Here is a 21,391-nt window from a genome sequence, read left to right as displayed (position 1 = left end):
TTCACCTCACACTTTTATTTATTTTAACAAAACAGGCGTCTAATTGTTATTTATCCCTTAAAAATTCTTGTGGTTGTGCAGCCAAATTACGTTTATGTTCGCTAGTTAGGTGCATTGCATCAATGCGTTTTTTCAAATCGGGATTATTATTTTTCCCAATTAAATAAGCATCAATGTCATCATAACTAAAGCCGATTTCAGCTTCATCAGTTTGGTTTTCTCATAAACCAGCTGTGGGAGGACGATCAATAATTACATCAGGTACACCAAAGATTTTAGCAGCTTGTTTCACTTCGCGTTTTAATAAATGAATGATTGGAACCAAATCCACTCCACCATCACCATATTTAGTGAAATAACCAATGTGTCATTCATCTAAATTATCAGTTCCTAAAACTAAATATTTTTTGGATTGACCTAGAGCATATAACGTTGACATTCTTAATCTGGCTTTGGTGTTACTCAAAGCAAGATCACTTAACTCAACACCAGTTTTTTTCAAAACTTTGCTCATTTGTTTAAATGATTTTAAAAGGTCAACAGTGACACATTTAAATTGGTTTTGTTCCACTAAAATCTCTTGGCATGCTCAATCTTGGTGACTAGAATTAATTGGCATTCACACTGTTAAGTAATTATTTGGAAAAGCTTTTTTAGCTAAATGAGCGACCACAGCAGAATCAATGCCACCGCTCACTCCAACAATCACCCCATCAGCATGGGCCTCTTTAACGGCTTGGCGAATTCATTCGACAAGATAATCTAAATATTTTTCTAATTTCATCTTAATCCATTCACTCTAATTCATATTCAAACACTTTAACTAAATCACCTTTTTTAGCACCGCGATTTCTTAGTTGTTCATAAACACCAATTTTTTTCATTTTTTCATTAAAGAGTAATAAGTTATCATGAGTGGCAATTGGGGTTTTTTGGTAAATTCTAAAAACAGTATCCCCAGCAACTTCTCATCGACCATTCCCACGATTAAAGATTTGAATGTCCACAACTGGTTCATCAAGGGTATAAACCTTAACCCCAGGATTTTGGTTTTCACTCATTTCTCATAGAGGAATCATTTGAGCTGTTTTTAATTCTTCAGCAATGATGTTTAATAATTGGTTGGTATTTTGGCGTGTCAATCCAGAAACTTGCACCAATTTTTTGTCTTTAAAATATTTTAAAATTTCTTCATCCATCATATTGATTTGCGCTTCATCAATGTCCATTTTGTTGGCAACAATAATTTCAGTACGTTTGTCTAGATTCATATTGTAATCCAATAATTCTTTACGAATTAATTCGTAGTTTTTAATAATACTTTCTTGACCATAATTTCCTGATCAATCAATCACATGACAAATGATACGACAACGTTCAATATGTTTTAAAAATTCATGGCCAAGTCCTTTACCTAAACTTGCCCCTTCAATTAAACCAGGTAAATCAGCCACTATAAATGTTTGTCCACTTTGTGCTTTTGCCACCCCAAGTTGGGGATTTAAAGTGGTAAATGGGTAGTCTGCCACTTCTGGTTTTGAGTTAGAAATGGCACGTAGTAATGTTGATTTACCAGCATTTGGTAAACCAACAAAACCAACATCAGCTAACACTTTTAATTCAGCACGTACATTAAATTCTTGACCAAGTTCTCCAGCTTCAAAAATAGTGGGAGCTTTGTTACGTGAATTAGCAAAACGAGCATTTCCTTTACCACCATGTCCACCTTTAGCAACAATCACTTTTTTATCATGAGCATCAATATCAGTTAAAATGTTACCTGTTGCTTCATCAATTAAAACAGTTCCCACCGGCACTTTAATGACTTTGTCATCTCCAGCAGCACCATGCATATTTTTGATGCCACCTTTATTCCCATCTTGAGCTTTATAAATTTTTTGCACTTTAAGATCTAACAATGAATGCTTACCACTATCACCAATGAAAATGACATCCCCGCCATTTCCACCATCTCCGCCATTAGGACCACCATTTTCTACATACAATTCATGTAAAAAACTAACAGCACCATCTCCACCTTTTCCGGCTTTAACTAAAAATTTAGCACTATCAATAAATTTCATTATTTTACCTCTTTACGTCTTCTTTTAATTATTATACTTTCTTTTGCTTCAGACTTGATTTTTAAAAGTTCAATTTGCTCAAGATTAATTGGTTTTTTACAAATCAAAATTTCATTTGTGATTCAAACAACAACAAACACACCAAGAACAACTCCAGCCATAATTGGTTTAATGATTTCACTAGAAGAGAAATAATCATAAATTTGAAAAGCAATAATCAAGGAAAGCATTGTCGTGGCAATGATAGCTGAAATTCAAAATAAACCATTCTTCATTTTACTTACTTCAACTTTATTTGTTTTACGATTGACCATCGCTAAAACAACGAGCATTGTATAAATCGTAAAACAAATTGTGGCACCAAAATTGGACATTTGGTCCAACATATAACCTGGTTGTTGACCTTTAGCTAAAGACACAGGAATTCAGACAAATAAATAGATTAAACCAATGCCAGCTTGGATCATTCCTGCATGAGCACGACGAATAAATTTAGAATTCGACCACAAAATCCCTTTTTGAGTATCAGTATAAATATTATTTGTTCCAGTTAACGTATAAGAATTAACACCTAAAAAAGTCACAGAAACTAAAATTAAATTAGAAAATAAAACAGCCATATTTTTGGTTGTGGAACTGACAGTTGCAAGATCATTAAATCCGGAAAATAAATAAGTAAAAAAACTCACCACACTACCATCTTTAGAACCTGTAAATAAAGCAAAAGCAATTAAGACATAAAAAATTCCCGTGAAAAGGACACCAAAGAGAATTCCTTTGGCAACGACATCACGATGTTCAGTTTCAGATTGCATATTAGCAGCATAAATAAAACCATTAAAAGCAAATAAGATGGGGGCAAACCCAGATAAAACTTTAACCCCATTTAAATTTTCAAAACTGGTCGATCACGAATTACCTGTACCAATATCTTGATGAGTACCAAATAAAACACCTCAAGTAGTATCAGGAACAATAAAAGCGACAAAAACTAAGAATAAAGGAATAAATTTAAAAAAGGTGCCAAAAATTTGGATATGTTTTCCAACAGTTCTGGCATATGAGTTAATCGCTCCCATAAATAAAATGAAAATCGCTGGAACAATTAAATATAAAATATATTTTTGAGTGAGATTTAATTCCACTCCTGCTGCTTGCATTAAATATTGGACAATTAAAGTCGAAAAAAAGGCATAGTTCATTGGTAAATAAATAAAAGTAAAAAAGATGCTCACCCCACTAGCAATACGACGATTTCAAAATTTTCTTGCTCAATTGGCCAGTGTGCCATTACCATCTTTAGTTGTCGAACTAGCAATTTCTAAAAACACAATGATTGTAAAAACTAAAACCACAGCCATGATGCCTCATAAAATAATGGCCATAATTGGGTTTTGCACATTTCCTAAAACATGACCATTACCGTTGTCATTTTTGACATAAATTCCAGCCCCAACCATTGTACCAACAACAGCTGTGAAAATCGTTAAGAATTCAAAAAGACGTTTCTTATTTTTCATCATAATCGCTTTCTATGTCAAAACAATTGACACATAAAAATGTTGGAATCATTTGATTAGCATTAGTTTCATCAAATGTTTGTCAATTCAATAAAGGTTTTTCAATTAACTGATCAACTTCTTGATCAGTTAAATTTTTAGCTTGATTTTTAATTAAATTTCCAATTGTTGGTGGGTGATTTTGATAAACATATTCAATTTCTTCGGTTCCACATAATGAACAGCCAATGCCAAAAGCTTGGACCATCACATCTTTAAAATCATAAAATTTTTCATATGCCTGAGCATTGAAATTAACTTTATTCATTTTTCCCTCCTAAAATTAATTTAACAACTTCCACATCAAAAGTAATCATTGTTTGGAGTTGTTCATAAGATAATTCTAACCCTAAAAAATGATAAGCTTGCAAAATCATGGCGGCTGTTAAATTATTTAAAGAAACTTGGTGGGGGGCAGGAAAATTAACTAACATATAAATCAAAGCAGAAGAGCAAGCAATTTGCGAAATACTTGGATTTTCAACCCCAATAATTTGTTCAATAGTCATCGCCACATTGTCAAAATCCTCATTAAAGGCTTGGATTTTTAGTTCAGTTGGTTTAATCAAATAACTTCCGTTATGTTTTTGCATTTTTAATTCTTGGTCAATTTGTTGTGAATATAGTGCAAATAAAATTAAAGTTTTATTTTCATCAGGCATGTTTAAATTCATTAAGTACTGTTCAATTTCTTTTAAAATTGCACGCGCATTAATGTGTTCTAAAGCTTTGATAGCAAGTGCTTGACTAACTAGGTCTTGTTCATCATGTAATAATCCAACAATTTCGTTTAAGTCATATTGTTTTTGATGTTTAGTATCAATTAGATGCAGCGAAATTTCCTTTTTTAAAGTAATTAAATATTGTTCAAAGTCTTGAGGCACATAAGGCATTTGTAATTCTGAATTAATTAAGACTAAAGCTTGGTCGTATTTTTTTTCGACACATAATTTTTCAATTTCACTTTTTAGTTCTTCATAAAACATTATTCAAATTCCTTTCTCATAAAAAAATAAATCATGCCTAAGCATGATTGGATTTCTATTGGTGCCCACGAGAAGGCTCGAACTTCCGACCTCACGCTTAGAAGGCGCGTGCTCTATCCAACTGAGCTACATGGGCAAATAAATTTACATATAGGTTATACCATATTTTAATAGTAAATTTAATAAACAAATTTAAATTTAATGACAGAAAAACTAAATTTGGGAAATATATTTCTTAATCTCGCTAATTGCTCTTTCCGAGAGTAAGGTTTTTTTCTGCACTTTACCATCTTGTTTATTGAAGTTTTCTAGCTCATCAACAATCCCTCAATTAGCTTTCATTGGTTGAAAATCTATCGGCGAAGCATTGTTAATATAATGAATTAAAGCTCCCGATACTGTTGTTGAGGGAGGGGATAATAATTCTAGGCCTTGGGTAAAACGATCCAAATTAATTGCCGCAATCAAACCAACAACACTTGATTCAACATAACCTTCGACCCCAGTAATTTGCCCAGCAAAAAAGATTTTGGGATTAGTTTTTAGTTGTAAACCTAAATTAAGGAGTTTGGGTGAATTAATAAAATTGTTTTTATGCATGACCCCATATCGCACAAACTCAGCATTTTCTAAACCAGGAATCATTTGAAAAATTCTTTTTTGTTCTGGTCATTTTAAATTGGTTTGAAAACCAACAAGATTGTAAAGACTATCTTTGGCATCATCTTGTCTTAATTGGACCACAGCATAATTGTTAGTTCCATCAAGATTTCTTAACCCTTTTGGTTTCATTGGACCAAATAAAAGTGTTTTTGGGCCACGTTTAGCCATAGCTTCCACAGGCATACAGCCTTCAAAATATTTTAATTCTTGTTCACCAGCTAAATGGCTAATCGCCACTTCACCATGAATTAAAGCATCATAAAATTGATCATATTGTGTTTTGTTCATTGGACAATTAATGTAATCAGAAGTATCACCTTTTTCATAACGATTTTTACGAAAGGCAATCTCCATATTAATTGATTCTTTTTTGATGATTGGGGCGACTGCATCAAAAAAGTAAAAATCGTCATTGTCTAATAATTTTTGAATTTGGGTTTGTAAATCTGGGGTAGTTAATGGGCCTGAGGCAATAATTGTGGGAATTGTAAGGTCAAAGTCAACAACTTCTTGTTCAACAACTTTAATGTTCGGGTGTTGCTTAACTTTGCTGGTGATAAATTCAGAAAATTTAACCCGATCGACAGCTAAAGATGCTCCAGCTGGTACTTGAGCAAATTCAGCAGCTTGAATAATTAAAGAATTTAATAAACGCATTTCTGCTTTTAAAGTACCAACAGCATTAGTTAATTCATTACTACGTAAAGAATTAGAACAAACTAATTCAGCAAAACCCTTAGAAACTTGGACAGGGTTTGGTTTGATATTTTTAGATTCAAAAAGAGTTACTGAGTAACCCTTATTAGCAAGATAATAACTTGCTTCGCAACCTGCTAATCCAGCCCCGATGATTTGAACTTGTTTCATGTTAAATCGTTCCTGCTTCATAAAGATTTTTAAAATGACCAGGTTTCTTAATTAATTCAGCAAATGTTCCAACCTGCACAACACCTTTACCCATTCCTAAAACAATAATTTGATCAACATTTTTAATTGTTGATAAACGGTGTGCAATTGTAATTGATGTTTTACCAACGACTAATTTATCTAATTGAGCTTGAATTTCTTTTTCGACAATATTATCTAAAGCTGAAGTTGCTTCATCTAAAATAATTAAATCTGGATCTCTTAAAAACACTCTAGCAATAACTAAACGTTGTTTTTGACCACCACTTAACAAGAATCCACGTTGTCCGATTAGTGTTTCATAACCTTCTGGTAATGACATAATAAAATCATGTAAATCTGCTTTTTTAGCAGCTTCAATCACTTGTTCTTTAGTATCAGCAAAACGTCCATACTTAATATTTTCAATAAAGTTTCCATAAAAAATTTGCGGATCTTGTTCAACATAACCAATATGGTCTAAATATGATGGCAGATTAACATCTTTTAATTGGTGTTGACCATTAATAATAATTTCACCAGTTTTTGGTTCATAGTATCTTAAAAGCATTCTTCCAATCGTTGATTTACCAGAACCAGTTTCACCGACAAAAGCATACGATTTCCCTTTTTCAAATTTAAAATTTAAATTTGGAATAATGATTTTGTCAATTTTTTTAGGATAAGCAAAATCAACATTTTTAAATTCAATGGAATTGATAGCTTTAATTTTTGGACCATCATGATTTGGTTGAATATGTGGGACTGGTTCAGTTAATTCACCAATGCGATTAGCAGCATTAGAAGCACGAGTAGCAGCACGTAGTGATGGGACTAACATAATAATTGATAAAGCCATTGTTGAGGCCATTGGTAATCCAGTTGTTAATTCTTGGAGTAAGTTAGCATTCACAGTTTTTTGAATGCTTCCCACAATCGCTACAATAGTAATCAAAGTGGTTAGGAAAGTAATAGTGGCTGTTAATCAAAGGTTTAAAATTGTTGACAACAACACCCCACGATTTCCTTTTAAATTATATTGATGGTTTTTTTCTTCAATACGGTTCACTTCATAACTTTCTGTTCCAGTTGATTTAATTAAAGTGATGTTATTAATACGGTCTGTAATATCTGCATCAACTTCACGTTTAAAATCAAATTGTCTAATCATTGCTCGACGGAAAAAGACAAAGATAAATGAGGCAATAATTAAAACAAATAAAACATACCCAATTGAAATGCCACCAATAAAGTAATAACCTTCAGAAAATAAGATGACAGCGGCAGCAATAAAGGCGGCAAAACAATAAATTAAGTTACTTAAAAATTGTTGGATTCCTTGCGCTAAGTTTTGGGTATCAGCAACAAATCTTGTCAAAATATTCCCTGAAACATGGTCAAAATAGAAATCGACATCTTGTTTGACAAGTGATTGCACAATTCTAATACGTTCATTGATTTCAATTTTCAAAGAAAATAAACCAATGGTGTAATCAGTAATATATTCAGAAAATAACATAATGACAAAGAAGACGGCAGCCACAATAATTCAACTAGTTCAGATCATCTCCATTCCTAAAAAATCAGTTATTTTAGATGGTAAGTTATGCACTTGTTCAGGAGGAGTAATTAATAAAGTAACTGCTCTTGAGGCAAATAATGGTAAAACTGTGGCAATCACAGCATTTAATGAAGTTGTAAAACACATCGTAATAAAAAGCAATGGGTTCTTTTTAGCAGTTTGCATCGTGATGGCAAAAAATGAACCCATTTTTTTCCAACTAAAAGCAAATTCACTCTCGAATTTCAGCGGATTTTTAAATTTCTTTTTTTCTGTTTTTTGCATAATTACCCCTTTCTATTGTTTTTCTATTAATTTTCCAGCTTCATACAAGCGTTTGAATCGACCTTCAACTTTTTTCAATTCTTGATAAGTTCCTTGTTGAACAATTCCTTTACCTGGTTCTAAAACTAAAATGTGATCGACATTTTTAATTGTTGATAAACGGTGCGCAATTGTAAATGATGTACGCCCTTTCATCAATTTATTTAATTCAGCTTGAATTTCCTTTTCAACAATGTTGTCTAAAGCAGAAGTTGCTTCATCTAAAATTAAAACTTGTGGATTTTTTAAGAAAATTCTTGCAATAACTAATCTTTGTTTTTGCCCACCAGACAGCATGAATCCTCGTTCTCCAAGAGTGGTGTTGTAACCTTCTGGTCAAGTGATAATTAAGTTGTGTAAGTTAGCTTTTTTAGCGGCTTTCACAATTTCTTCATCAGTGGCTTCAAAACTTCCATAACGAATGTTGTCATAAACATTTCCTAAAATAATTGCTGGTTCTTGTTCAACATAACCAACATGTTTTAAATAAGAAAATAAGTTAACATCTTTTAAATCAGTTTTCCCGTTAATTAAAACAGCACCTTGACTTGGGTCATAAAATCTTAATAACAATTTAGCAATTGAAGATTTTCCTGAACCAGTTTCACCAACAAAGGCATATGATTCACCTTTTTTAAAGGTGAAATTAAATTTAGGTAAAATAACTTTTTCTGGTTTTTCTGGATATCTAAATTCTAAGTTTTTAAAAACAATATCCCCATCTAAATGATCAATGTTGATTCCTGCCTGATCTTTATAGTGATTGTTAAATCTAACTGGAGTAGTTAAAATAGCATGTAAACGTTTGGAAGCAGTTGCAACTTGCACCACTCCAATCATGACTCGAATCATTTGCATAATTGGACCAATTAAAATTCCGACAGAAATAATAAACGTTGGAATTAAAGAAATTAATTTTAAAGGATTAGATTGATAAAGAAATCCAGCAGCTAATGTCACAATTACTTGGACTGATGAAACACCAACAAATAAAAAGGCAATCAACAATGCTAAAAAGTAGTTCATATTTTTAAAATCACGATAGTATGTTTCATGAAGTTTTTCTACTCTTTTTGATTCATACCTTTCAGTTCCCATCGCTTTAATTAATTTAATAGTGTTAATACGGTCAATAACATCTCCATTTAACTCAGTTACTTCTCGACGTACTTTAGTCATTTTTTTTCTTAAAGGGACTAAGGTTAATCCCATTGCAGTAATCATAATCGCAAACAAAGCTAAAGAAACTAAAGTTAATGATCAATCAACAATAAACATTGAAACTAAAGCCACTACAAAAGTTAAAATTGAATTTAAAGCAGTAATAATGATGATTGAAATTTGTTCACCAATAATTTGTGTGTCAGAAACAATTTTAGTTAAAATTTCTCCAATTTTTTTATCAGAGTAATAAGACATATCTTCTTCAATTAATTTTTCAACAGCTTGATTCCTTAAATCCACTTCCATTTGTTTCCCTAGCATCCCAGAAATATATTGGGCAAAGAAACTAGCAACAATGTTTGTGACAATGAAACCAACTTGTAAACCAATTAATGCTTCTCAAGTCATTCCTCAACTACCAGTCGCATTAGATATACCTTGAAGACTAGTCACTAATTGAGCAACTTTCATTAGTTCTTGAGTGACTAAAGGGGTTAGGGCAACAGATAGTGATGAAATGATAACGGTTATCAGAACGATTCAAGATTTTAATTTATAACGCATGACAACTTTAGCAGTCATCTTAAGAAATGAACCTTCTTGTTCTCTTAATTCTTCAGCTTTTTCAGCAGCAATTTGTTCTTGAGATTTTTGCATTTCGAAAATGTTATCTTCAATTTTTTTTGCTTTTTTTATCATTTTTTTACCTCACTCATTATTTAATTTTAACATTTTTAAGGTTCAAATGGTGAGGAAAAAAAATGAAATTTTGAAAACAAAAAAAGTGGCATTGCACTTTTTTTGTTGATTAACTAAATTTCATTTAAGATATCTTTACCACTTTCGACGATTTTAGCCCCTTGACGAATAAGCATATTATTTCCTTTAAATCTTGATTTAACTGGTTCAGGAACCACAAAAATATCTTTGCCTTCGTTTAAAGCATATTCACTCATTTGATAATTTTTATCCAATGTGGAAATTTGAATATAAACTAACACTTTCATTAAACCAACCTTTAAACGTGAAGCGTGTTCATTAGTTAAATGATCTAACTGATCATTTTCATAAGTTTCAGAAATAATCAACAAATCAGTATTTTGTTCTAATGCTTTGATTAATTCTTGATGGGTGGTTAAGAAGTTTTTAATCCCTTCTTCAGCCACAATAATTAATTTAGCTTTATTTTCTAAAACCATTTTCACAACTTCGTGTTCAATGCCACTTGCACTACCAGTTAAAATGGTTCTTTTTTCATTGGTCAAATCTTTAATTAAATCTTTGGTATTTTTAGAACCATATTCATCAAAATTTTGATCGCCACTAACCCCAATAATTTGGTAGTGGTTTTGTAATAAAGACACGTTCCCATATGTATATAACAAGAAGGGTGGTTTATGGGTATGTTTTAAATTACTTGGATAGAGTGTATTAATAATTGTGAGATAACTACACTCAATCCTACTTTCAACATTTTCTAAATCGGCATTGGGAATTTTTTCTTTGCGTTCCAATGCTTCATAAATTTTTTCTCAATTACCTTGGTATTTTAATGAGAAGTATAATAAAACTTTATCCATTATTCTAAATACAAAATCTTTAAAGCAATTACTTCATTGACGGGAGTTTTATATTCATCATTGCCAAATGATTGAATACGCCCTTCTACTCCCACATAAGCTTGGTCATGAAGATTATCTTCATCTTCAACTTTTGATGATCAACACTTAATATTGATTAAGTCTTCAATCACACTATCATTCTTTTTGAATGGTCTTGGTACTTTTAAAACAAATTTATATAGTTTGCGAGTACCGTCTGGTGAAGTGTATGCAATTTGTGCATCTCCTTCAATTTGTCCGATAATATTTACATTATTCATTTTTTTCTCCTTGGGTGCTACCCACTATAGATTAGAAAAAAAGTTGTGAAATTTTTCATTTTTTGCAAAATTTATAAAAATTTCTTCACTGGAGAGTATGTTTTTCGGTGTTCTGGGCTAATTCCAAGACTTTTTAAGCATTCTTGATGTCTTTTTGTCACATAACCTTTGTTCTGACTCCATGCATATCCGGGATGCTTTTGATCGAGTTCTTGCATGATTAAATCGCGAGTCACTTTCGCTAAAATTGAAGCTGCAGCAATATTTTGACTTAAATTATCACCCTTAATCAGTTGTAAAGCATTAATTGTCGGATGCTTAATTTTTTCACCATCAATTAAACTTAATTCGGGAGTGATTTGCAATTTTTGAATTGAATTAATCATCCCGACAACACTCGCTTGTTTCGGATTTAATTCATCAACTTGGTTTGCTGGGATAATTTCAATAGCAAAACTCAAAGCAACTTTTTGAATTTCTTCAAAAAGTTGCTTGCGTTTTAATGCGCTAAGCTGTTTAGAATCTTTAATTTCGCCATTTTCATAATCCAGGGGCAAAATAACACTAGCCACCACAATTGGTCCAGCCATCGCCCCTCTTCCAGCTTCATCACTTCCTGAAATGATTTCAACTTGATAATCTTGACGAATTTGCTGGTCAAATAAAATTCTACTTTTCATTTTTCGCACTTTCATGACTAGAAGGATTTAAGGTAAGTTCTTCGAGATCTTCAGGAGTTTCTAATGAGAGATTTAATTTACCATTAGCCAAATCGGCTAAAAAATTGACCATAGCGCGTTCAATATCAAGTAAATCAGTTCTTAATAATCATTTTTTAGCTTTAGCAATTTGTTCAAAAATCAAATAGATTTTTTCAAAAGAAACTGGTGGTTTAATATCTGCTTTAATTTTATAAAACTCTTGAATCACTTGATAATGATGGTCATAAATATTTTTCATTAATAAACCAGCCACTCGTTCTAAAGGAAAGACCCCTTCTTTAATAGAATTAATCGCGCATAAATGCGCAGCCACAAGTTCATTGTTCAAACGTGAAGGTAGCACCCCAGCTGTATCCATTAAAGTAATATTTTGATTTAAGTGTAAAGTTTGAATGCCGCGTGTCACACCTGGTTTGTTTCCCACTTTAACTGATTTGTCACGAATGATTTTATTAATAAATGTTGATTTACCAACATTAGGAATCCCAATCACTAAAACATTAATCAATGAATTGACTAAACCTTTTCTTTTATCTTTAGCTTGTTTTTCAGCAGTAGCCACATTAATTAATTCAATTAAAATTTTAACAATATTCTTATTTTTGTAATCTAAAATATGGGTTAAGCGCCCTTCTTTACTAAAATAGTTAATTCATTGTTTGGTAACCTTAGGATCAGCGACATCCGCTTTAGAAATAACGTATAACACTGGTTTGTTTTCTAATAATTTGCGAAAAGTTAAATTTTGTGATGAAAATGGAGCACGAGCATCAACCACTTCAATCACTAAATCAACAACAGGAATTTTTGCTTCAATATCTTTCAAAGCTTTATTCATATGTCCGGGGAATCAATTAAATTCTGCACTCATAATATCCTTTTTAAATAATATTAATTATAACAATTTTTATACAAAAGAAGCACCTTTTGTTATTGAGTCTGCTAAATGCTATGCCTTTTTCAACTTGAAATCATCAGTTTTATCCTTAATTAAATTCAAAAATTCCTACTAAAAAAGGAGGGGATTAAAATAAGGTAATCGCTTTGGTTGAAAAATCAAGCAACACTTAATTTCTTTTAAGTTTGAGGGGTAACGCTTTCATCAGGTGTTATTTTTAAAACTTCCATAGCTAATTTGATTGTTGTGATAGTCTTTTCAATAACTTCATCACTAACATTTTTTGTTTCCAAAATCACTTGACCCATAGCAACCGCCAATGCCAATGCAGCACGCAATTCTTGTGGTTTATTTGGTTGTTCTTTTAATAATTGTTCTGCTTTTTTCATTTCATTTTTTAAATCATTTAATGCAGAATTTTTGTTGCAGGCAACAACAGATGTTGCTGTTGTTGCCATTAAACCAACCCCACCTAAGATAGTTAAAAATTTTTTCATATTTTGTCTTCTTTCTGATTATTTTTTAATCATCGAACAATTTTAAAGTTTATGCTGTTGGTCATCTAATACTTTATTGAATAAACACTTCTAATTCACTTTAAGCATTTTCAAAAGTCAATCTGGCTACCCCTAATGCAATTTTAGCATCTTCAATTTCTTGGTCAGTAGCATCTTTTTTCTCACTAATTTTTTTAGCTTTATTAATTTCGTTTTGAAAATTTGTTTTTGCTGATTCAGATTTTCCGCTATTAATTGCTAAAAGTTTTTCAGCTTCTTTAATCTGTTCATTGAGAGCACTCATTTTAGAAGGTTGATTACAAGCAACAACAGTTGATGCCGTCATCATCGTGATTGTAAAACCACTTAATAGGATTAACATTTTTTTCATTTTTTCCTTCTTAATGTTTTCTCTATCTTTATTTTAGTGGTTTTTTAATCATTTTTGATCAAAAAACCAATTTAATGATAAAAAAGAAAAAATGCAAAAAGACCAGGTAGCTTTTCTAGCATACAAAAAGCATCACTGCTTAGTGATGCTCAATGTTTGATAAATTAAATTATTTTTTGTTCTTAGTTGGTTTTTCAACTTTTTTAACTTTTGCTGAAGTTGGTAAAATTTCCTTAATACGCGCAGCTTTTCCAGATAGGTTACGGATGTAGTAAATTCTTGAACGACGCACACGTCCTTTTTTGATAATGGTTACTTTATCAATAATTGGTGAGTGTAATGGGAATGTACGTTCAACAAAAATTCCGTTACTCATTTTACGCACAACTGCTGAAAATGAAATTCCTGATCCTTGAGTTTTAATTACCAATCCTTCAAATGATTGAATACGGAATTTTTCCCCTTCTTTAATTTTTACATCAACACAAATTGTGTCTCCTGAGTTAAAGTCTGGTAAGTCTGTTCTTAATTGGTTATTAACAACATCATATTTTGATTTAGTTACTTTTGTTTGTTTTGTACTCATAACTATTCTCCTTTCTTTAGTTTATTTAATATTTCTTTTTGATATTGATTTAATTGCTTTTCATCAATTAAATCTGGTCTTTTTTTCCAAGTGTTAATGACTTGTTGTTCATCTTTAAACTTTTGAATGTTGGCATGATGTCCACTTAATAGGACATCAGGAACTTTACTTCCTCTAAATTCGACAGGTTTAGTATAAACCGGATAATCTAAAAGGTTGTTTTCAAAACTATCTTGGGCAAATGATTCTTCTTTAATCACATGAGGAATTGAACGTGTGATACTATCAACTATCACTAATGCTGCAATTTCTCCTCCTGTTAAAACATAATCACCAATGGAAACTTCTTGATCAACATATTCTAAAACTCGTTCATCAAACCCTTCATAATGACCACAAATAATAATTAAGTGTTCATATTGTTTGGCAAATTGTTTAGCCAAAGTTTGTTGCCAAGTTTGACCTTGGGGAGTTGTCAAAACAACTCACGAATTTTTAGTTTTCACAGCTTCAATAGCACGAACAATTGGTTCGACCATTAAAACCATCCCTTTGCCACCGCCAAATTGATAATCATCAACTTGATTGTGTGCTAAGGTTGTATAATCTCTTAAATCAATAATTTCCACTGCAATTAAGTTGCGCTCTAAAGCTTTTTTAATAATTGATTCTTCGATATAAGCTTGAATTGTTTTTGGAAACAATGTAATAATTGAATATTTCATTACATCAACCCCTTAATGTTTTTTAATTGAATGATTTTAGTTTCATCATTTTGGCAAACAACATATTCATCCACCATTGGAACTCAAAACTGGTGATCTTGGATTTGGATTTTAATTAAATTTTGGATTGAATTGTTCATTCAATCAATAATCTTCCCCTCCCCAAGTTCAGAGGTAATTTTATATTCAGTTCAGATTGGCATCAAACTAAATGCTTGATTAGCTAAAGGAACATATAAAATTAAGTTTTTGAATTTTTGAACATCATTAATATGATTCAAATCATGAAAAGCTATTAATAAAGTATTCTTTTTTAATTCCAAGGTTTTAATTTGCAATGGGATAAAACTTTTTGCACTTGTTTGATAAAAGCATAATTTCAAATTAGCTAAGTCATTAACCTCTAAATTAGAATCAAGGAGAACTTTCACCATTCCCTTAATCCCAACAGTATTCACAACCTCACCAATTCGCATTAACTTTTCTTGCATAATTCCTCGTTATTTTTTAGCTGCAGCTTTTTTGGGTGCAGCTTTTTTTGGTGCAGCTTGGGCTGGTTTGCTATCTTTATTTGTTTTAGCAAGAGCAACTCTTTCTTCATGATAAGCTTTCATGATTCCTTGTTTACTAAACAAGTCACGCACAGTATCAGTTGGTTGAGCTCCATTTTTTAATCATTTTAAAACTAATTCATCATTAATTTTAACTTCATCTTTTAATGGATCAAATGTTCCAACTAGTTCAATGTATTGGCCGTTACGGTTAACACGAGCATCAGCTGCTACTATTCTGTAGAATGGTGCACGTTTTTTCCCGATTCTTTTTAATCTTAATTTAACCATTATTGTCCTCCTCTTCTTCTTGTAATTAAATACTTGTTAAGTATACATAAAAAAAATAGAAGTGTAAAGGTTTTTTACTTAACACTTCATTATTTATGATATTTTTCATGATTGATAATTTTGAAACTTCGAAAGATTTGTTCTAATAAAATAATTCGAAAAAGTTGGTGGGGTAAAGTAATCTTGCCAAAACTAATTTTATGAGGATATTTATTTTTAAATTCATCACTAAAACCATCACTTGGTCCAATAATAAAAGTTAAATTTGCTCCTTGGAAATCTTTATTAGTTTCAATCATTTTTGCCAACTGTTCACTAGTGACGTCAACCCCTTGAATGTCCGCTAAAATGATTGTCGTATTTTTAAAATTGTTTAACTTTTCTTCGAGTAATTTTTCATTTTTAACTTGTGCTGATTTGAGATCAAGATTAATTTCTTCTTTCAATTCGACAAAATTTAATTTGCTATAAAATTTAATTTTGTTTTGATAATTAAGCAATAAAGCTAAGCTATTTTTATCATCCATTTTGCCAAAACATATTATATTGATATTCATTAAAAACCTCTTTTTAAAATTATAAGCAAAATTAACTCACTTTTAAATTTATAGTTTACAATAACCTAAGTATAGCGAGGAAAACAAAAAAATGATGAAATTTAGACACAACTTAAAAATTCTATTAACCAAAGAAGAAATTCAAGCAAGAATTAAAGCTTTGGCTGACCAATTGAATGCTCAGTACAAAGATAAAGAACTAAGTGTGCTTGTAATTATGAATGGAGGAGTGCTATTTTACGCAGACCTTCTAAAACAATTGGATATGAGAATTAGAGTTGATGCCATTTGTGCTGCGAGTTATGTTGGCCAACAATCAACAAGAGAAATCACTTTTTATAAAAAAGTTAACAAACCAATCGTGACCGATCACGATGTAATTGTGATTGAAGATATTATTGATTCAGGTTTAACATTAACAGCAATTTATGATTATCTCTTAAGTTTAAAACCAAAAAGCTTAAGTTTAATTACTTTATTAGACAAAGAAGGAACTCATCCCGATTTCCAATATCCATACCAATCTTTATTTAATGTACCAAATAAATTTATTGTTGGTTATGGATTAGAATTCGATGATAATTACCGTCAATTAGATCAAATTTATACAGTTGAAGATTAATACTAAAAACATTTAAAACAAAAAATGGGTTCGATAAAAACTCATTTTTTGTTTTAAAGTTTTTTTATCTTATTATAAGATCTAATACTTGATCTACTAATTTATTTTATTATTGTTATTTGTTAATTAATAATAAAATTTCGTTGTTGTAAAATATAAATGTCTTAATAAGACTTTATAATGTTGAAAAACAAGAAAAGAGATAAAAATGCAAAAAAAGAAAAAAATATTTTTTTTATCTGGATTAAGTGAATGTGGGAAATCTCAAGCCGGTGAATGAGCTACAAAAAATGGTATTTTTAGATTAAAAATAATTTATTTTGAAAAAATGATTGCTCAATTAGAAGGTATCTCTATTACAAATAAAATTGAAATGGAAGACGCAATAAAATATATGTATTCTAATGAAAGTGAGATGTGCTTAAAATTTCGTAATTATATTTATGATTTTATGCTAGCTAACAAATGTGAGTCTATTTCATTAGAATCCTTATATAGGGCAAATTTAGCTACATCTTTTTTACATGATTCTAGATTTAATACTAAAATTATTTATATTGATGCTGATATCAACAAAAGAGCACAAAGAGAATTTGAAAAAATTAAAACAATAAATTCAAATATTACAATAGAAAATGTTTTAGAACAAACTAAAAATAAAGATGCATTCAAGATCTCTAAAGGAGTTTTGGAAGTGAAAAAAATAGCAACAAATATCATTGACAATAATGGCTCATTAGAACATTTTAAAAAAAATATTTTAAAAATTTTTAATGATGAGGATTTACAGAATGATTAAATTTAATTCCAAATTATTAGATGGAAAAATACCAGAAGATATTACATCTTTACTAGAAGCATAAGATAACGTAAGTTTACTTTTAGAACAATAATGATTCTTTCGCAAGAAAGAAAAAAACATGAAAGATAAACACTATCGTGAAGATTCAAAAATCGAAGTTGTTGAAGAATATCTTAGTTGAATTAGTTCAAAAGAATTAGTTTGAAAATATAATTTAAACTCTGGTCCACAATTGGTTTACAAATGCAAAAATATGCTGAAAATAACAATCAAAAAAATGATTGTGCCATCAGATCTATGAACAGCTTTTGCTAATAAAAGAGAAATTGACCAGTACAATTCAATGTTAAATGCCGGTTTCAAACACAATGCCCCAATGTTCCAACAGAATCATTAAATGGCTGAGTTAAAAATAAATTTTTCTTATTTTTTGGAAATGTTTATGATTCTCTAGAGCAATTTGCATCAAGTTTTATAGAGTTTGTTAAACTATGGAATGTACAATATATTTTCGATTGGAATAATCATCGAAAGAACAACTTATTTTTACTCTAAATGAGTAAAAATAAGTTGTCGCATTCTTTTTATTCAATTTCTATTCTTATGGGTTCGGTCTACTTTTTTGTTTGTATTAAAAAGAACCAAATCCTTTTCCCCCGCCCATGCCGGGGAAATTAGGCATTTTGCCAGACTTCATCATCTTAGTCATTTCCATCACTTGTTTTTTTCCTTTTTCAAAGTTATTCACTAATTCATTGAATTCTTTTTCATTACGTCCAGAACCTTTAATGATACGGTTTTTACGTGTTAGTGCTTTTAATAAACGTGGATCACGACGTTCTTTTAAAGTCATTGAGTCCATCAAAATTGAAAACACAACTAATTTACGTTGGACGTCAGCTAATTTTTCATCACTCACTTTGTTTTGTCCGCCAAGCATTTTCATAATCCCACCAAGACTATCCATTTTGGCAAGTTGGGCTAATTGATTACGTAAATCTTCCATATCATATTGACCCATAAACATTCTTTTCATAGTTTTTTGAATTGAACGTTCATCAATATTTTCAATTGCTTTTTCATAAAGGGTTTCAATATCACCCATTCCAAGTAAACGGTCGGCCATTCTCTTTGGATAGAATGGAGCTAGTGCTTTGACACCTTCTCCTTCTCCAATGAATTTGATTGGTAGTTTTGTCATATAACTAATTGATAAAGTTGCTCCCCCACGCGCATCTCCATCTAATTTAGTAACCACAACTCCAGTTAGTTTTAATAATTTATTAAATTCATTAGTGACATTAATAATTTCTTGCCCAATCATTCCATCAACAACTAAAAGAATTTCACTTGGCGAAGTTTGCTTACGTAATTCATTTAATTCATCCATTAAATTTTTATCAATTTGTAAACGCCCAGCAGTATCTAAAATCACCACATCATGGTGGTTTTTTTCAGCATATCCAATTGCTTCAAGAGCAGTTTTAATTGGGTCTTGTTTTCCTTTTTCAAAAACCGGAATGTTTGATTGTTGACCTAGTTCAACAAGTTGATCAATCGCTCCTGGTCGATAAATATCTAATCCAACTAATAAAGGATTTTTACTATTTTTCTTACGCACTAAATTAGCCAGTTTATTGGCTGTGGTGGTTTTTCCAGAACCTTGTAACCCCACCATCATAATCACTGTTGGTTTTTTAGCTAAGTCTAAAGGAGCTAATTCTCTTCCTAAAATTTCAATTAATTCTTCATGAACTAATTTCACCATTTGTTGGTGTGCTTTGACACCCTCTTGAATATAGCCACCTTCAGCTTTTGTTTTAATTCTTGAAATCAATTCTTTTACGACATCAACATTGACGTCAGCTTCTAATAAAGCTAAACGAATTTCTTTTAAAGTGTCGGCAATATTATCATTGGTTAAAGTTGATTTCTGAATGTTTTTTTCAATTGAACGCTTCATGCGTTTTGATAAAAAATCACCAAATCCCATAATAGTCTCCTTTATTTCTAAACTTTATTATACCAAATAAAAACCAAGCCTTGGTAAGACTTGGTTTTACTTAATAATTTTAATTTCGCGAGTTTCCCGAATCACTGTGACAGTGATTTCACCAGGAATAATCACATTACTCAAGACATTTTCTTTAACTTCTTCAATTAAATTAGCCATATCATTATCCCCAATTTGGTTGGGATCAACAATCACCCTAATTTGTCTTCCAGATTGTAAAGCATAAGTTTTATCAACCCCAGGAAGTTTATTAATCTCTTTTTCTAATGTGTTCATACGCTTAAAGAACTCATCAATAGTGTTGTTACGAGCACCAGGTCTTGCTGCACTCATTGTATCAGCAATTGCCACAATGACAGCAATTACTGAATTTTTAGGCACTTCTTCGTGGTGAGCAGCAATCGCATTAATTACAACTTCGTTTTCTCCATAAAGTGTTGCTCTCTCGACACCTAGTGCAGTGTGACTACCTTCATTTTCAAAATCCACAGCTTTTCCTATATCATGAAGGAGTCCAGCACGTATCGCATCTTTCACATCTAATCCTAATTCTGCAGCAATGACACCAGCCATTTTTGCAACTTCAAGGGAATGGAGTAAAACACTTTGCCCATAACTGGTACGATATTTTAATTTTCCAATTAATTTAACCAACTGCATATCGATATTCAAAATTCCTAATTCATGAACAACTTTTTGTCCAGTTTCTTCAATAATTTGTTCAATTTCTTTAGCTTGGTTGATTAATTCTTGTTCAATTCTTGATGGTTGAATACGACCATCAAGAATTAATTTTTCTAAAGTTTTCGTTGCAATTTCTCTTCTAACTGGGTTAAAAGATGAAACTGTCACAATTTCAGGAGTCTCATCAATAATGATTTCAACCCCTCCAAATTGTTCAAATGCTTTAATATTGCGACCATCTTTACCAATGATACGACCTTTAACATCATCATTTGGTAAACGCACAATGTTTGTTGTTTTTTCAGCCACAATATTTGTGGCTGATTTTTCCATCGCTTCCACTAAAATTGCTGTTGCAATAGTTTTAGCTTTGCTGTGAGATTCCAATTCAACATTTTTTAAAAAAGTATTTACTTCTTGTTTGCTTCGTTGTTGAACTTGTTGCAGCAAATATTGTTTTGCTTCTTCTTTGGAATATCCAGAAATAGATTCTAAAGCATCAATAACTTCAGAAATTTTATGGTCATATTCTTTGCTTCGTTTTTCTAAAGCAATTTCATAACCATTTAATCTCTCTTGTCTAATTTTTAGAATTTCTTGATCTTTTTCTAAAGCTTCGCACTCTGTTGCCAGACGAGTTTTAGTTAATTCTATTTCATGAATTTTTTGATCTCTTTCACGTTGGAAAGCGATTTTCATCCCACTGATATCTTTATAAGCAGTGGCAACAATCGTTTTACGTTCTTGTTTTGCTTCTTTTTTAATAGTTTCAATAGTTTTTTTTCTACTTTGCGAAAGATACATTCAAAGGAGTCAACCAATCAATGCAACTATCACTAGTAGTAGTAAACCAATTATAATTAATTCAGTCATTTAATTACTCTTTTCTATTCGAAAAGTGTGGACACATACTTTCATATGCTTATTATATAATAATATAAAA

Annotated in this window: 24 protein-coding genes and 1 tRNA gene; 3 read left to right on the top strand and 22 right to left on the bottom strand. The window is 31.0% G+C overall.

All coding sequences use genetic code 4. From position 1 onward, the window contains the following. Window positions 1-46: 46 nt before the first annotated feature. From nadE to P695_RS0101000, 20 genes are all read right to left on the bottom strand, one after another. The gene (nadE, locus tag P695_RS0101095; RefSeq protein WP_028126474.1) at window positions 47-790 is read right to left on the bottom strand and encodes an NAD(+) synthase; all 744 of its coding nucleotides are present in this window, start codon (window positions 788-790) and stop codon (window positions 47-49) included. Further along, the gene (obgE, locus tag P695_RS0101090) at window positions 786-2,084 is read right to left on the bottom strand and encodes a GTPase ObgE (protein ID WP_028126473.1); all 1,299 of its coding nucleotides are present in this window, start codon (window positions 2,082-2,084) and stop codon (window positions 786-788) included. The genes nadE and obgE overlap by 5 nt, the downstream gene beginning before the upstream one ends. Next, the gene (locus tag P695_RS0101085; protein ID WP_169728732.1) at window positions 2,084-3,604 is read right to left on the bottom strand and encodes an APC family permease; all 1,521 of its coding nucleotides are present in this window, start codon (window positions 3,602-3,604) and stop codon (window positions 2,084-2,086) included. Before P695_RS0101085 ends, obgE begins: the two co-directional genes overlap by 1 nt. Then, the gene (locus P695_RS0101080) at window positions 3,594-3,911 is read right to left on the bottom strand and encodes a hypothetical protein (protein ID WP_028126471.1); all 318 of its coding nucleotides are present in this window, start codon (window positions 3,909-3,911) and stop codon (window positions 3,594-3,596) included. Before P695_RS0101080 ends, P695_RS0101085 begins: the two co-directional genes overlap by 11 nt. Then, on the bottom strand, window positions 3,904-4,629 hold the full coding sequence (locus P695_RS0101075; protein WP_028126470.1) for a DUF3196 family protein: 726 nt from the start codon (window positions 4,627-4,629) through the stop codon (window positions 3,904-3,906). Before P695_RS0101075 ends, P695_RS0101080 begins: the two co-directional genes overlap by 8 nt. A gap of 59 nt (window positions 4,630-4,688) precedes the next feature. Beyond that, a tRNA-Arg gene (locus tag P695_RS0101070) sits at window positions 4,689-4,765 on the bottom strand. Between the two features lie 77 nt (window positions 4,766-4,842). Then, window positions 4,843-6,159 carry a methylenetetrahydrofolate--tRNA-(uracil(54)-C(5))-methyltransferase (FADH(2)-oxidizing) TrmFO gene (gene trmFO / locus P695_RS0101065; protein WP_035026108.1) on the bottom strand — a complete coding sequence of 439 codons (1,317 nt, stop codon included), beginning with the start codon at window positions 6,157-6,159 and terminating at the stop codon, window positions 4,843-4,845. Window position 6,160: 1 nt separating this feature from the next. Beyond that, window positions 6,161-8,023, bottom strand: a complete 1,863-nt coding sequence (locus P695_RS0101060; RefSeq protein WP_028126468.1) for an ABC transporter ATP-binding protein — start codon at window positions 8,021-8,023, stop codon at window positions 6,161-6,163. A gap of 12 nt (window positions 8,024-8,035) precedes the next feature. Then, window positions 8,036-9,925: an ABC transporter ATP-binding protein gene (locus P695_RS0101055; RefSeq protein ID WP_035026106.1), complete on the bottom strand. Its 1,890-nt coding sequence runs from the start codon at window positions 9,923-9,925 to the stop codon at window positions 8,036-8,038. Window positions 9,926-10,038: 113 nt separating this feature from the next. Continuing rightward, window positions 10,039-10,806, bottom strand: a complete 768-nt coding sequence (locus P695_RS0101050; RefSeq protein ID WP_028126466.1) for a DNA-processing protein DprA — start codon at window positions 10,804-10,806, stop codon at window positions 10,039-10,041. After that, window positions 10,806-11,108, bottom strand: a complete 303-nt coding sequence (locus P695_RS0101045) for a single-stranded DNA-binding protein (RefSeq protein WP_028126465.1) — start codon at window positions 11,106-11,108, stop codon at window positions 10,806-10,808. Before P695_RS0101045 ends, P695_RS0101050 begins: the two co-directional genes overlap by 1 nt. Window positions 11,109-11,179: 71 nt before the next feature. Then, entirely contained in the window at window positions 11,180-11,788 is a 609-nt protein-coding gene (locus tag P695_RS0101040) for a ribonuclease HII (protein ID WP_028126464.1), read from the bottom strand. Continuing rightward, a complete protein-coding gene (ylqF, locus tag P695_RS0101035; protein WP_028126463.1) occupies window positions 11,778-12,701 on the bottom strand; it encodes a ribosome biogenesis GTPase YlqF in 924 nt (307 codons plus the stop codon). The genes P695_RS0101040 and ylqF overlap by 11 nt, the downstream gene beginning before the upstream one ends. Before the next feature lie 206 nt (window positions 12,702-12,907). Then, a complete protein-coding gene (locus P695_RS05240) occupies window positions 12,908-13,225 on the bottom strand; it encodes a lipoprotein (protein WP_035026103.1) in 318 nt (105 codons plus the stop codon). A gap of 100 nt (window positions 13,226-13,325) precedes the next feature. After that, on the bottom strand, window positions 13,326-13,616 hold the full coding sequence (locus P695_RS0101025) for a hypothetical protein (RefSeq protein ID WP_028126462.1): 291 nt from the start codon (window positions 13,614-13,616) through the stop codon (window positions 13,326-13,328). Window positions 13,617-13,785: 169 nt separating this feature from the next. After that, window positions 13,786-14,202 (bottom strand): 50S ribosomal protein L19, encoded by a 417-nt coding sequence (rplS, locus tag P695_RS0101020; RefSeq protein ID WP_028126461.1) that lies wholly within the window; start codon window positions 14,200-14,202, stop codon window positions 13,786-13,788. Between the two features lie 2 nt (window positions 14,203-14,204). Then, window positions 14,205-14,927, bottom strand: a complete 723-nt coding sequence (trmD, locus tag P695_RS0101015; RefSeq protein WP_028126460.1) for a tRNA (guanosine(37)-N1)-methyltransferase TrmD — start codon at window positions 14,925-14,927, stop codon at window positions 14,205-14,207. Beyond that, window positions 14,927-15,418: a ribosome maturation factor RimM gene (locus P695_RS0101010; protein WP_028126459.1), complete on the bottom strand. Its 492-nt coding sequence runs from the start codon at window positions 15,416-15,418 to the stop codon at window positions 14,927-14,929. Before P695_RS0101010 ends, trmD begins: the two co-directional genes overlap by 1 nt. A gap of 9 nt (window positions 15,419-15,427) precedes the next feature. Further along, window positions 15,428-15,769, bottom strand: a complete 342-nt coding sequence (gene rpsP, locus P695_RS05235; RefSeq protein WP_035026100.1) for a 30S ribosomal protein S16 — start codon at window positions 15,767-15,769, stop codon at window positions 15,428-15,430. Window positions 15,770-15,858: 89 nt separating this feature from the next. Then, window positions 15,859-16,326 carry a 23S rRNA (pseudouridine(1915)-N(3))-methyltransferase RlmH gene (locus P695_RS0101000; protein ID WP_028126458.1) on the bottom strand — a complete coding sequence of 156 codons (468 nt, stop codon included), beginning with the start codon at window positions 16,324-16,326 and terminating at the stop codon, window positions 15,859-15,861. A 91-nt stretch (window positions 16,327-16,417) separates the two neighbouring features. Here P695_RS0101000 and P695_RS0100995 point away from each other — a divergent pair, with 91 nt between their 5' ends. From P695_RS0100995 to P695_RS0100985, 3 genes are all read left to right on the top strand, one after another. Beyond that, window positions 16,418-16,948, top strand: a complete 531-nt coding sequence (locus P695_RS0100995; protein WP_028126457.1) for a phosphoribosyltransferase — start codon at window positions 16,418-16,420, stop codon at window positions 16,946-16,948. 208 nt (window positions 16,949-17,156) lie between these two features. Further along, entirely contained in the window at window positions 17,157-17,747 is a 591-nt protein-coding gene (locus tag P695_RS0100990) for a hypothetical protein (protein WP_028126456.1), read from the top strand. 121 nt (window positions 17,748-17,868) lie between these two features. Further along, window positions 17,869-18,147, top strand: a complete 279-nt coding sequence (locus tag P695_RS0100985) for a hypothetical protein (RefSeq protein ID WP_028126455.1) — start codon at window positions 17,869-17,871, stop codon at window positions 18,145-18,147. Window positions 18,148-18,381: 234 nt separating this feature from the next. Here the strand turns inward: P695_RS0100985 and ffh are convergent, their stop codons facing one another. Then, complete coding sequence (ffh, locus tag P695_RS0100980) at window positions 18,382-19,743, bottom strand: signal recognition particle protein (RefSeq protein ID WP_028126454.1); 1,362 nt, start codon at window positions 19,741-19,743, stop codon at window positions 18,382-18,384. Window positions 19,744-19,809: 66 nt separating this feature from the next. Beyond that, entirely contained in the window at window positions 19,810-21,321 is a 1,512-nt protein-coding gene (gene rny, locus P695_RS0100975; protein ID WP_028126453.1) for a ribonuclease Y, read from the bottom strand. Window positions 21,322-21,391: the final 70 nt, after the last annotated feature.

This window comes from Williamsoniiplasma lucivorax ATCC 49196 (assembly GCF_000518285.1).
GTDB classification, from domain to species: domain Bacteria; phylum Bacillota_I; class Bacilli_A; order Mycoplasmatales; family Mycoplasmataceae; genus Williamsoniiplasma; species Williamsoniiplasma lucivorax.
The sequence above is the reverse complement of the archived record's forward strand: the minus strand, read 5'-3'. Positions and strand labels throughout refer to the sequence as shown.